We start from the raw sequence: 11,663 nt of genomic DNA on the forward strand, positions 1-11,663 counted from the left end.
GCTCGGCGTTGCCGGCGAGCACCGGGGCGGTGAGGGCGGGGATGTCGCGGGCGTCGTATTGGTTATCGGCGTCGGTGTTGACGATGACATCGGCGCCGTGGTACAGGCAGGCCGCGAGGCCGCTGCTGAAGGCGCGCGCGAGGCCGAGATTGCGGCGGTGGCGGACGATGTGATCGACGCCGTGGCGCTGTGCGACCTGCACGGTCTGGTCGGTGCTGCCGTCGTCGATGATGAGCCATTCGACGCGCTCGAAGCCGGGCACCTGGCGGGGCAGGGCGTCGAGGGCGAGGCCGAGCGTGGCGGCCTCGTTGTAGCAGGGGATCTGGATGATCAGCTTCACGGTCGGCGGCTAGCGGCTGGCCCGCGTGCGGGCGCCGACCTCGGTGATGACGGGCGTTGCCTCGAGCCGCGCGGTGATGCGCTTGACGTAGGCTTGGGTCTCCGGATACGGCGGGATGCCGCCATGCCGGCGAACGGCGCCTTCGCCGGCGTTGTAGCCGGCCAGCGCTAGCTCGCGGTCGCCGTCGAAATGATCGAGCAGCCAGCGCAGATAGGCCATGCCGCCGCGCATGTTCTGCACCGGGTCCCAGATATCCTCGACGCCGAAGCGCTGGGCGGTTTCCGGAATCAGCTGCATGAGCCCGCGCGCGTCCTTGGGCGAATGGGCGGTGGGATCGAAATTGGATTCGGCCTGGATCAGGGCCAGCACCAGCTCCGGGTCGAGGTCGAAGTCGGGCGCGAGCTGGCGCACCAGTGCGATGATGTCGGCGCGCGCGAGTTCGCGGACTTCGAATCCGGCCGGCGTCTCGCTGGCAGCGGCGGTGGCGTTGCGCTTGTCGGTGCTGCCGGGGGGCGGCAGGCGGCGTTCGACGAGGGCGTCGGTGAGCAGGCAGCGCGGTTGCTCGTTGAGCGGACGATCGAGCGCCCGGAGCCGGCGCAGTTGCGATGCCGCGTGCGGATGTCCGGCCGCGTGCGCGCGCTGGAACCAGGCCGCCGCCATGACCTCGTCGACCGCGCCAAGGCGTCCGCTGGCGTAGAGCCAGCCGAGCTGAAAGCCGGCCTCGTCCAGGCCAAGATCGGCGGCCCGACAATACAGGGTCAGCGCCTGGTCGAGCTGCTGCGGGGCGCCGACGCCGTGTTCGAAGCGTTTGCCTCGCGCGATCAGCTGGCGCGCCTCGGCGGTCTCTTCGGCGCTGGCGGCGCGGACCAGCCCGGCGGGCGGCAGGGCCAGCATCAGCCCGCTCACCAGACCCAGGATCAGCTCCAGGCGGGGTCTCAACCGCGAAATGCGCTTCACCGACACGATACTGTCACCGTTGCTTGCCGATCTTATCCAGTGATTTCAAGCCTACCACGTTCGCTCTGGATGACCGACACTCACGCCTTCCGGGGCCGCTGGAAAACCGTGGAGCGATGGCGATGACGGATACGCTGTTCCGACAAGTCTGGCGCTTTGGTGCGATTGGGGCGCTTGGTTTTGCCGTCGATGCCTTGGTCTTGACCGGGCTGGTTCGGGTCGGCGGCTGGGGGGTGTATGAGTCGCGCTGGCTGTCGTTCGCACTCGCGGTGACGGTGACTTGGGGGCTGAATCGACGCTTCACCTTTGCTCAGCGGGCCGCGCGCAATCGATCCCGCGAATATGGGCGTTATGTGGCGGTGCAGGGCCTCGGCGCGCTGATCAATCTGGGCGTCTATGCGGTGGTGCTGATGGTCTGGCCAGTGCTTGAAGCGTGGCCGGTGTTGCCCTTGGCCGCCGGCTCCGGGGTTGCGATGGTGTTCAATTTTGTCGGCGCGCGCTACTTTGCCTATGTTCCCGCCGTCTAGGTTTTGCCCATGCCTGCTTCCGCCACGCCCGATTCCGCTGTCCCCGATCCAACCACGCCCAGCCTGCGGGTGGCGGTCTTGATCCCCTGCCTGAACGAAGCGGCCTCGATTGCCACCGTTGTGCGCGAGTTTCGCGCCCTGTTGCCGGCCGCGCGGATCTTCGTCTACGACAACCGTTCTTCGGACCGAACCGCAGCGGTCGCGGCCGAGGCCGGGGCGATCGTCCGCCACGAGGAGCGGCGCGGCAAGGGGCATGTGGTGTGCCGGATGTTCAGTGAGATCGAGGCGGATGTCTATCTCCTGGTCGACGGCGATGGCACCTACGATGCGGCGAGCGCGCCAATGCTCATCGAGCGCCTCGTCGCGGAGCGGCTGGATATGGTCTGCGGCGCGCGCGTTGAGCATGGCGAGGAGGCCTATCGGCGCGGGCACCGGTTCGGCAATCAGGTCTTGACGGGCTTGATCGCGGTGCTCTTCGGCAATCGTTTCCGCGACATGCTGACCGGCTATCGCGTCTTTACGCGGCGTTTCGTGAAGTCGTTTCCGGCGCTGTCGGCCGGCTTCGAGATCGAGACCCAACTCAGCGTGCATGCGTTGCAGATGCGCCTGCGGGTCGCGGAAATAGAAACGCCCTATCGCGCGCGCCCGGCGGATTCGCCGAGTAAATTGCGGACCGTTCGCGATGGGCTGCGCATCTTGCGCACGATTGGCACGCTGGTGAAGGAGGAGCGGCCGCTGGGGTTCTTTTCGAGCCTGTTTGCGCTGCTCGCGAGCGGTTCGATCCTGCTCGCGGTGCCGATCGTGATCGAGTTCATGCAGACGGGATTGGTGCCGCGTTTTCCGACCGCGATTCTGGCGACGGGAATGATGTTGCTCGGATTCTTGCTGCTCACCAGCGGGCTGGTGCTGGATTCGGTGGCACGCGGGCGGCGGGAGCTGAAGCGGCTGCATTACCTGGCCTTGCCGCCGTTGCCGAGCGAGCAGCATCACGAGTAGCCCGCATGCCACCCCTGTTCAACGCGCCCGCCGGCAGCCTTGGTTGTTGCAGCGCACCATGATGGCCGCGCGGGCGCGGCAGAAGACGCGATGGAGTTCCTCGCCCTGGTTGGCGTGGACGAGGACCGCGCCGCGATCGTCGAGGTCGCAACCGGCGGCTCTGGCGTAGCGTTCGGCATAGTAGGCCCAGAGTCCGACTGGGGTGTCGCCGAAGCTCGACTCGATGTTGACGCTGGCCTGGGGAAAGGTGGGGCTGGTGGCGAGCAGGCGTTGCCAGCGTTGCCGCAACGAGCGCAGCGCCTCTTGCAGGTTGTCGCGGTAGCGGTGGGTGACGTCGGCGCGCCATTCGCGCGCGCTGCCGCGCCACCAGCGCTCCTCGGCCTGGATGGAGACGCGAATGCCGTTGCTGAGCTGTTCGAGATCGAGGCGAATGCGCAGGTGGGTGGTCTCGGGGGGCGTGACTCCCGGCGGACCGGCACTGGCGGGTTGATCGAGCGGGGTCTCGAAGACGATTCGCTCGCGCCTGCTCTCGATCAGCGTCCAGCTGCGCGCGAGGGCGGTGTCGAGGGCCAGCGCCTTGATGCGGGGCAGGGTGGCGTTGGCGATCAGCACGCTGGGACCGGTACTCGCGGCGGTGCCCGCGCTCGCGGCGGTGAGCATGAGGGCCAAGAGCAGGCGTCTTGGCGCCTGCATGCGGTGGAGCGCCATGAGCGTTAGCGGCGAGCCCGGCAGACACCGCCCTGGCAGCTGAGCAAGAGTCTGCCGCCGTCGGCGCATTGGATCTCGTAGAACTCGAAGGCCGGCGTCGCCCGGAGCAGCACGGCGCCGCGTTCATCGGGCTCGCAGCCGCGCTCGCGCGCCGAGTCCTCGGCAAAGAAGGTCCAGAGTCCACGCGGAGTGGGATTGTCGAGCACCAGCATCTGGTTGGGTTCGCTGGTGTCGTTGGACGCGAAATCGTCGCGAACCCGACCAGCCGGGCGGCGCAGCGCGGGCGGTTGGAGCCTGACCGAGGAGGGAGCCTGTGCGGATGCGGGCGCGGCGGCCGCCGCCTCGGTGTCAGGAGGCCTGTCGGTGTCGGCTCCAGCGCCTGCCGCCGCGCTGGCGGAGGACGCATCCTGCGGGGATGCGGTGGAAATGTCGGCCAGCACGTCGCTGCTGGCCTCGGCGAGGAAGGTATCGGGATCGGGCAGCTGGGGGATCTCGGAGGCGATGCGCGCGCGATTCTCCAGCCAGGCGTTGGCCAGGGCGTTGAGCGAGATCAGCAGGGCGTCTTCGTAGTCGCTGGTGTAGTCGATGCGGCGTTCGCCCTCGCTGCCGGGGTCGATGACGGCGTAAGCGCTCAAGCCGACGAGGACATCGCGGCCACGCTCGCTCAACCGCGTCTCGACCTGGAGCCTGGGTGGGCTGGGATGGCCCTCGGGATTGAGCATGCGCGCCTGCGGTGAGTTCGGCGCTAGAGGGCGTTCGAGCAAGAAACCGTCGGCGTCGGTTTCGACGATGTGCCAACCCTTGCTGCGTGCCATGCCCATCGCCAGGAGCCGCGCTTGCTCGACGCCGGGACCCGGCAACTGGATCTCCGGGCCGGCGGCGCCGACGATGGCATCGCTGCTCTGCCGGGGGGGCTGGGAGGCGCAGCCGCCGACGAGCAGACTGGCGCCAATCAGGAGACCATAGTAAACCCACTGCTTCACGTCGCGCTCCGGGTGTTATCGTGCCCCCGGATGCTAGCACAGTGGGCGCGCGTGCAGACGGCGATGGCGCTTGGCGGCGGATCGGCGGGCGCGCTCCAGCCCGGGGCGCGCTGGTTGGAGCATGGCGGCACGGAGCAGCGTGGCTAGTGGACAAGCTGGCGCGCCTTTGGGCACCATTCACGGCTAGATCGACGACTCGGTAGCTCGACCCTTTTTGGAGACAATGCGATGGCAGGCGGTAGCGTCAACAAGGTGATCCTGATCGGCAACCTGGGCGTGGACCCCGAGGTGCGCTATATGCCTAACGGCAACGCGGTCGCCAACCTGCGTCTGGCGACCAGCGAGAGCTGGCGCGACAAGGCCACCGGCGAGCCGCAGGAGCGCACCGAATGGCATCGTGTTGCGATCTTCGGCAAGCTCGCCGAGATCGCCGGGCAATATCTGCGCAAGGGCTCCAAGGTCTATATCGAGGGCAAGTTGCGCACGCGCAAATGGCAGGCGCAGGATGGCCAGGATCGCTATACCACGGAAATCGTGGTGGATATCAACGGCTCGATGCAGATGCTCGACAGTCGTGGCGGCGGCGCGGGCGGGGGGGACGCCAGCTATGGGCGGGCGGCGGGGCCAACCGCGGCCGGCGCCGGGCCCGAGGAGGCATCCGCCGATCCCGCCGCCGACACGCAAGCGCCCGCTCACCCGGCGCCCACCCAGCAGCCCCCGGCCCAGCAGCCCCCGGCCAATCAGCCCCCGGCCGGCCCGGACACCGATTTCGATGACGATATTCCCTTCTAAACCATGACCGATACCCCTCGCATCCTGCTCATTGGTTCCGACGGACAGGTCGGCTGGGAGTTGCGCCGCACCCTCGCGCCCGTCGGTCAGGTCATCGCCGCCTCGCTCCAGGGCGAGGACGGACCAGCGGTGGATCTCACCGATCCGGTCTCGCTGCGGCGGCTGTTTCACGAGACCGCTCCGGATGCCGTGGTCAATGCCGCGGCCTACACCGCCGTCGACCAGGCCGAGCGCGAGCCCGAGCTGGCGCAGGCGATCAATGCCGACGCGCTGGCGGTGATGGCGGAGCTGTGCGCCGCGCCGCGCATCCCGGTGATCCACTATTCGACCGACTTCGTCTTCTCGGGCGTGACCGATCATCCCTATCGCGAGGATGATCCGGCCGAACCGCGCAGTGTCTACGGCCGCACCAAGCTCGCCGGCGAGCAGGCGCTGTTGAACTCCGGCGCGCCGGCCTTGGTGTTTCGCACCGCCTGGGTCTATGGCGTGCGCGGCAGCAATTTTCTGCTGACCATGTTGAATCTGTTTCGCGAGCGTGCCGAGCTGCGCGTCGTCGATGACCAGATCGGCACGCCGACGTGGAGCCGGATGTTGGCCGAGGCGACCGCTCAGATCGTCGATCGGGTCTTCCATGGCGGGCTCGATATCGAGCAGATCAAGGGGCTCTATCATGTGACCGGGGGTGGGGCGACCTCCTGGTTCGGTTTCGCCGAGGCGATTCGCGAGGCCACCTGCAGCGAGTGCCGGCTGACCCCGATCCCGACCAGTGAATACCCGGCGCCGGCGCCGCGCCCGGCCTATTCGGTGCTCGATACCGGGCGTTTCCGCAACACCTTTGGACTGGCCCTGCCGGATTGGCGGCAATCGCTCGCGCTGTGCCTCGCGGATCTGCGCGAGCAGCGCTGATCGCTTGCCGAGGCCATCCGTTCGTCCCTTTCCACTCGGCGCTAAGCAACGCCTTGATATCCAACGCTTACAGAACAGGAAATCGGTCATGAAGAACAACTATCCGGGCCTGACCACCGAGGAGGTCGAGGCCTCTCGCGCGCGATGGGGCAGCAACGCGCTGACCCCCCAGGAAACCGAAGGCTTTTGGGACAAGCTCAAGGGGAATTTCGAGGACCCGACCATCATCGTGCTGATGGTCGCCCTGGCGATGATCACCGGCCTGGCGCTGTTCGGCTATGCCGAATGGTACGAGGGCGTGGGCATTGCCATCGCGGTGGCCATCGCCACCGGGGTGGCGACCTGGTCGGAGTACAAGAACGAGGGCGCCTTTCAGCGGCTGCTGACCGCGGCCTCGCAGATTCAGGTCAAGGTGTTTCGCCATGGCGCGAGCCTGGAGATCCCGATCGACGACCTGGTGGTCGGCGACATCGTGCTGTTGCAACCGGGCGACAAGGTGCCCGCCGATGGCATCGTCCTCGCCGGTGAGCTGACGGTGGATCAGGCCTCGATGACCGGCGAGTCGGAGCCGGTCAACAAGAGCCCGGTGCCGAGTCGCGAGGCCGCCGCCGAGGTCGCCGATCTGCACGATCCGCATTGGGTCTTTCGCGGCTCGGTGATCGAGGACGGGGAGGCCGTGGTCGAGTTGGCCGCGGTCGGCGACAAGACCTTCTACGGGCGTCTGGCGCAGGAGATGAGCAGCGAGGCGCGCGAGACCCCGCTGCAGGCGAAATTGGCGGTGCTCGCCGGCCAGATCGGCAAGTTCGGCCTGTTCGGCGGTATCGCCATCGCCTTCGCCTTCATGGGCCAGAAGCTGTTCATCGAGCGCGGTCTGACCCTGGCCACCCTCGGCCCCTTCCTCGCCGACTGGGCCAACTGGGGCGCTTTGTTCAGCGATTTCGTCACCGCGATCATCCTCGCGGCGGTGATCATCGTCGTCGCCGTGCCCGAGGGACTGCCGATGATGGTCGCGATCGTGTTGTCGATCAATATGCGCAAGCTGTTGCAGGATCGGGTGCTGGTGCGCAAGCTGCTCGGCATCGAAGCCGCCGGCAGCCTCAACGTGCTGTTCACCGATAAGACCGGCACCCTCACGCGCGGGCAGTTGCAGGTCTCGACGGTGGTGCTCGGCGATGGCCAGCAGTGGCAGGATTTCTCGACGCTGCCGGAGCCGATCCGCGCCCTGGTCGGCACCTCGATCCGGCTCAATACCATGGCGGTGATCGATGTCAGCCATCCCGAGACGGTGAACATCATCGGCGCCGATCGCACCGAACAGGCGCTGTTGCGCTTTGTCGAGCCGGTGCTGCGCGAGCCGGACCCGGCCAGCGTGGTCGACATGATCGCCTTCAGTACCGCGCGCAAGTTCTCGGCGGTGCAGCTCGAAGGCGGACCGGCGACCACCCTGGTCAAGGGCGCGCCCGAGCTGATCCTGGCGCGCTGCACGCAGATGCTCGATGCCGACGGTCACACCAAGCCGCTGACGCCGGCCGAGCTGGAGCCGACCCTGAACGCGCTCGCCGAGCGCTCGATGCGCTTGCTCGCGCTGGCGGTCTCGGACGCGCCGATCGGCGAGCACAAGGCGCTGCCCGAGCGGATGACGCTGCTGGCGGTGGTCGGCTTGCGCGATGAATTGCGGCCCGAATCCCGCGATGCGGTGCGCATGGCGCGCGAGGCCGGGGTGCATGTGGTGATGGTCACCGGCGATCGGCACGAGACCGCGCGCGCGATCGCCACCGATGTCGGTCTGCTCGATCCCGACACCGGCGTGGCCATGACCTCGAAGGAGATCGAGGAACTCTCGGATGAGGAGCTGAAGGCGGTGCTGCCGCGCCTGCAGGTGGTCTCGCGCGCCTATCCGCACACCAAGAGCCGCCTGGTCCAGGCCGCGCAGGAGATCGGCTTGGTCGGCGGCATGACCGGCGACGGCGTCAACGATGCCGGTGCCCTGAAGCGCTCCGATGTCGGCTTCTCGATGGGCAGCGGCACCGAGGTGGCCAAGGAGGCCGGCGATATCGTCCTCCTCAACGACAACTTCTCGTCGCTGACCCGCGCCGTGCTCTATGGCCGCACGCTGTTCAAGTCGATCCGAAAGTTCCTGATCTTCCAGCTCACGGTCAATGTCTCGGCGATCCTGGTCGCCTTCCTCGGGCCGTTCTTCGGCTTCGACCTGCCGCTGACCATGGTGCAGCTGCTGTGGATCAACCTGATCATGGACACGCTGGCGGCGCTGGCCTTCTCCGGCGAGGCGGCACTGGAACGCTACATGCGCGAGAAGCCGATCCCGCGCGATACGCCGATGATCAGCGGCGATATGTGGTCGTCGATCCTGATCAACGGCTTTGCGATCGCCGCGCTGAGTATCGTCTTTTTGACCTTCGATCCGATCCGAGGGCTATTCAGCAGCGAGGCGGCGTTCCTGACCGGCTTCTTCGCCTTCTTCGTCTTCATCAACAACTTCAACAAGTTCAACGCGCGCACCGAGAACACCGATTTGCTCGAGCATCTGACCGAGAACCGCTTGTTCATCATCGTCGTCGCGCTGATCTTCACGCTGCAGATCGTCTTTACCTACTTCGGCGGCGAGGTGCTGCGCACCGTCGGGCTGAGCCTGAGCGAATGGATCTGGGTGCTGCTGTTCTCGGCCGTGATCATCCCGATCGACCTGGCGCGCAAGCGGATTCGCGACAAGCTGGGACTGCATCCGGTGGAGCCGTTCGAGAAGGCCGAGGGCGCTAGCGCGCGGTAACCGCCGGGCTCGCGCATGGACGCGCGCAATGCGGGTGCGAGGCCGCCTAAAGCCCCATCGCCGCGCGCCCGACGATGTGCTCGGCCCAGGCGCTGTGAGTGGCCAACTCGCACATGGAGCCGTCGAATTTGAACACCGCGCGGTCGTCGTCGAGGATACGCCGCGCTGCTTCGAGATCGGTCGGTGAGACACGAAAATGGCGGTCGATCAACGGCAGCTGATCGGGATGGATCGCGGTCTTGCCGCAGAGGCCGTGGGCGAGGTCCTCGCCGAGTTCTTGCTCAAGGATCTCGGGGCAGTCGATGTGCTCGAACACCGGCGCCGTGAGCTGAAAGCCATGCGGTTTGAAGATGGTGACCAGGTGGGCGATGGTGAGCCCGAGCGGGGTGCGATAGAGGCTGCGATCGCGCGGGCGGCGGATGCCCAGCAGGGCCAGCAGATCGTTGCCGCCGATGCGCAGCGCCAGGATGCGCTCCTGGTAGCCGCGCTCGAGCATGTAGTCGCGCAGCTCGGTCATGCGGGCCGGCTCGAAGACGTCGCGGGTCTCGAGGGTCGGCATGCAGTGGTGATGCGCTCGATGGCGGCTGAGCGGGTCCATGTACGCATCGATGTTGCGCATATCCAGCTTGGGCAGGACGAAGCCATCGAGTTTGTCGACGCCGGGTTGCTCCAGCAGCCAGGCCAGGATCTCGGGGTTGCGCACGCGCACGAAGCGCAGCAGTGTCTGAGTGCGCGGGCGCATCGCCTTGAGGCAATGGCGCAGGTTGTCGAGCGCCGGCCCCAGGGCCTCGGCAGCCACGGCATCCTCGGTGCAGAAGATCACCGAACGCAATTCGGGCCATTTGCGGCCATTGGCGATCTGTAGGCAGTCCTTGTGCGTGACGGGAACGTACAAGGAGCCGCCCAGGCGATAGGCCTCAAGCATCGGTTATCGCTCTGGAATCGCTCACATGCTAGGCCGCTTGTTCGGGAAGCGGGAGCTGGAACCGTCCGGCGACGACACCCGCAACGGTCAGGTCTTCATCCAATTCTTCCCAGCGAAGCGCGTAGCCGTTGACCTCGATGGTGACTTGTTTTAACTGCTCCTGAGTTGCTGCGCTGAGCACCTTAAAACGATCAGCAGGAAAGCCAATAACACGTCCATCGGTGAGTTCGAGGTAAATCATTCTCGCCTCGGCCCAAGCACGCAGGGCGCAGGGCTCATTGTCGATCGCCGTGGTAGTCATGGAATTTCTCCAAAAGGAACGCTTGATGGTCGAAGACGATTCTCTCGATCTCTCTTAGCTGATGCGCGGGAATGCCCCGATTTCGTGCAAGTGAAATGGGCGACAGCCAAAATTTACACTCACCTTCCGCGCTGCGAATATGGATATGAGGCGGCTCTGTCCCTTCATCAGAGTAGAAGTGAACTCTCCAGCCTTTGATTCTCAAGAGTGTCGGCATGCCTGGATCAACGCGATGGCTTTATAGGGCAGGTTGGCATCGACCTCCCAGCGCACGGCCTTTTCATCGGCGAGCTGGCGCAGATGGGCAACCTCCGGGATCCCGGCATCGCGCAGGATCAGCAGCTCGGGGACGCGCCGCAGCAGCACGCGGGTGGCCTCGCCGATGCCGGGCTTGATCAGGTTGTCGTCATCGATGGCGAAGCGCGTCTTCAGCTCGGCGATGAGGCGCTGCGAGCGCGTCCGTGCCGGGGCTGGATCGATGGGGACGGGGTTGGGCTGGTATCCGGCGGCCAGCTGTTCGCGAATCGTCTCGCGCAGCGCCTCGACGAACCAGACCGAGCGATCCTGGGGCGCGAACTCGGCGTAATAGACGCAGCCGTGGAAATCCTCCGGGCCGATCTGCGCGTTGAGAATCGAGCGGCTGACGAGCCCCGACAGGGTCGCGTTGAGGATGCTCGAGGGGATCAGATAATCCTCATCCGAGGGCGCGATACCGACCCCGGCCAGATCGGTGAGCGCATAGAGGCTCGCAGCCAAGCGCCCGCTCGGAACCGGGCGTTGGTCCTGGCCCTCGTGCTCGCCCCGGCTCGCAGGCCGGGACCGGCCATGGCTTGCGTCTTGGCCCGAGTCCTGGCCCGAACCCAGGCCATGAGACGGAACGAAGTCGGCCAGGGCGCGCCGCAATTCGCGGGCGATGACGCCTTTGCCAGTCCAGCCGTCGACGAAGACGATGCTGGCCGGGTCATGACCGGCCTCATCGAGCACATAGCGCAGCGCCTGGCGATCGATGCCACGGTCGCGAATGATCGAGAGCGAATAGTGCGCCACCGAGCGCGCGAAGACCTCGGTGAGCGTGTGCTTGAGCACCACGCCGACCGGTGTGCCGGCGCGCGCCAGCGAGAGCAGGGTGATCGCATCGGCCTGCTTGGCGGCGATGATGGCGGCGAGATCAAGCAATCCGCGCGCCATGCGCTCGCGATTCATCGCCCATGCCTGCTCGAAGAGCGCCATATAGCGCGGCGAGGGCAGGGACTCGTGGCTGAGCATCTCGCTGTAATGGCGCTGTCCGCTCTGAATCAGCCGTTCCTTCTCGGCCACCGGGGTCGGTTCGAGTCGAATCGGCGTGAGCAGGAAGCGCACATCCTCGGGGCGATAGCTGCCGTGAAAGCCGGCGCCGTTGGCGGGGGCAGGTCGGGGCGGCGGCTGGGTCCGCTGCGGCTG

The 11,663-nt window shown here is 66.6% G+C and carries 13 protein-coding genes; 5 read left to right on the forward strand and 8 right to left on the reverse strand.

Translation table 11 applies throughout. From position 1 onward, the window contains the following. Both ACLFQI_RS07200 and ACLFQI_RS07205 read right to left on the reverse strand, forming a co-directional pair. A partial coding sequence (locus ACLFQI_RS07200; RefSeq protein WP_410758236.1) for a glycosyltransferase family 2 protein occupies positions 1-340 on the reverse strand: 340 nt, incomplete at its 3' end. A 9-nt stretch (positions 341-349) separates the two neighbouring features. After that, positions 350-1,279: a transglycosylase SLT domain-containing protein gene (locus ACLFQI_RS07205; RefSeq protein WP_410758237.1), complete on the reverse strand. Its 930-nt coding sequence runs from the start codon at positions 1,277-1,279 to the stop codon at positions 350-352. Positions 1,280-1,320: 41 nt separating this feature from the next. On the opposite strand from ACLFQI_RS07205, the gene ACLFQI_RS07210 reads away from it, so the two are divergent. Together ACLFQI_RS07210 and ACLFQI_RS07215 are read left to right on the forward strand one after the other, a co-directional pair. Next, positions 1,321-1,824: a GtrA family protein gene (locus tag ACLFQI_RS07210; protein ID WP_410758238.1), complete on the forward strand. Its 504-nt coding sequence runs from the start codon at positions 1,321-1,323 to the stop codon at positions 1,822-1,824. A gap of 9 nt (positions 1,825-1,833) precedes the next feature. Beyond that, positions 1,834-2,820, forward strand: a complete 987-nt coding sequence (locus ACLFQI_RS07215; RefSeq protein ID WP_410758239.1) for a glycosyltransferase — start codon at positions 1,834-1,836, stop codon at positions 2,818-2,820. Between the two features lie 18 nt (positions 2,821-2,838). Here ACLFQI_RS07215 and ACLFQI_RS07220 read toward each other — a convergent pair whose 3' ends face one another. Both ACLFQI_RS07220 and ACLFQI_RS07225 read right to left on the reverse strand, forming a co-directional pair. After that, positions 2,839-3,528 carry a hypothetical protein gene (locus ACLFQI_RS07220; protein ID WP_410758240.1) on the reverse strand — a complete coding sequence of 230 codons (690 nt, stop codon included), beginning with the start codon at positions 3,526-3,528 and terminating at the stop codon, positions 2,839-2,841. 5 nt (positions 3,529-3,533) lie between these two features. Then, positions 3,534-4,511 carry a hypothetical protein gene (locus tag ACLFQI_RS07225; RefSeq protein ID WP_410758241.1) on the reverse strand — a complete coding sequence of 326 codons (978 nt, stop codon included), beginning with the start codon at positions 4,509-4,511 and terminating at the stop codon, positions 3,534-3,536. A 228-nt stretch (positions 4,512-4,739) separates the two neighbouring features. On the opposite strand from ACLFQI_RS07225, the gene ssb reads away from it, so the two are divergent. From ssb to ACLFQI_RS07240, 3 genes are all read left to right on the forward strand, one after another. Next, on the forward strand, positions 4,740-5,303 hold the full coding sequence (gene ssb / locus ACLFQI_RS07230) for a single-stranded DNA-binding protein (RefSeq protein ID WP_410758242.1): 564 nt from the start codon (positions 4,740-4,742) through the stop codon (positions 5,301-5,303). A 3-nt stretch (positions 5,304-5,306) separates the two neighbouring features. After that, positions 5,307-6,209, forward strand: coding sequence for a dTDP-4-dehydrorhamnose reductase (rfbD, locus tag ACLFQI_RS07235; protein WP_410758243.1), 903 nt, complete (start codon positions 5,307-5,309; stop codon positions 6,207-6,209). Between the two features lie 88 nt (positions 6,210-6,297). Then, positions 6,298-8,997 carry a calcium-translocating P-type ATPase, PMCA-type gene (locus tag ACLFQI_RS07240; RefSeq protein ID WP_410758244.1) on the forward strand — a complete coding sequence of 900 codons (2,700 nt, stop codon included), beginning with the start codon at positions 6,298-6,300 and terminating at the stop codon, positions 8,995-8,997. Positions 8,998-9,043: 46 nt separating this feature from the next. Here ACLFQI_RS07240 and ACLFQI_RS07245 read toward each other — a convergent pair whose 3' ends face one another. The 4 genes from ACLFQI_RS07245 to ACLFQI_RS07260 all read right to left on the reverse strand — a co-directional run. Beyond that, on the reverse strand, positions 9,044-9,922 hold the full coding sequence (locus ACLFQI_RS07245; protein WP_410758245.1) for an HpcH/HpaI aldolase/citrate lyase family protein: 879 nt from the start codon (positions 9,920-9,922) through the stop codon (positions 9,044-9,046). Positions 9,923-9,950: 28 nt separating this feature from the next. Further along, positions 9,951-10,223, reverse strand: coding sequence for a DUF2442 domain-containing protein (locus ACLFQI_RS07250; protein WP_410758246.1), 273 nt, complete (start codon positions 10,221-10,223; stop codon positions 9,951-9,953). Next, a complete protein-coding gene (locus ACLFQI_RS07255; RefSeq protein ID WP_410758247.1) occupies positions 10,198-10,440 on the reverse strand; it encodes a DUF4160 domain-containing protein in 243 nt (80 codons plus the stop codon). The genes ACLFQI_RS07250 and ACLFQI_RS07255 overlap by 26 nt, the downstream gene beginning before the upstream one ends. After that, positions 10,425-11,663 (reverse strand): cysteine protease StiP family protein (locus ACLFQI_RS07260; protein ID WP_410758248.1); only part of this gene is annotated, 1,239 nt, incomplete at its 5' end. The genes ACLFQI_RS07255 and ACLFQI_RS07260, both read right to left, overlap by 16 nt.

Source organism: Halochromatium sp., from assembly GCF_046541315.1.
In the GTDB taxonomy this organism is placed as follows: domain Bacteria; phylum Pseudomonadota; class Gammaproteobacteria; order Chromatiales; family Chromatiaceae; genus Lamprobacter.

Coding starts and splice junctions, on each gene's coding strand:
- ACLFQI_RS07215 (WP_410758239.1), top strand. CDS start 1,834: ATGCCTGCTTCCGCCACGCCCGATTCCGCTGTCCCCGATCCAACCACG.
- ACLFQI_RS07245 (WP_410758245.1), bottom strand. CDS start 9,922: ATGCTTGAGGCCTATCGCCTGGGCGGCTCCTTGTACGTTCCCGTCACG.
- ACLFQI_RS07240 (WP_410758244.1), top strand. CDS start 6,298: ATGAAGAACAACTATCCGGGCCTGACCACCGAGGAGGTCGAGGCCTCT.
- rfbD (WP_410758243.1), top strand. CDS start 5,307: ATGACCGATACCCCTCGCATCCTGCTCATTGGTTCCGACGGACAGGTC.
- ACLFQI_RS07250 (WP_410758246.1), bottom strand. CDS start 10,223: ATGACTACCACGGCGATCGACAATGAGCCCTGCGCCCTGCGTGCTTGG.
- ACLFQI_RS07255 (WP_410758247.1), bottom strand. CDS start 10,440: ATGCCGACACTCTTGAGAATCAAAGGCTGGAGAGTTCACTTCTACTCT.
- ACLFQI_RS07220 (WP_410758240.1), bottom strand. CDS start 3,528: ATGGCGCTCCACCGCATGCAGGCGCCAAGACGCCTGCTCTTGGCCCTC.
- ssb (WP_410758242.1), top strand. CDS start 4,740: ATGGCAGGCGGTAGCGTCAACAAGGTGATCCTGATCGGCAACCTGGGC.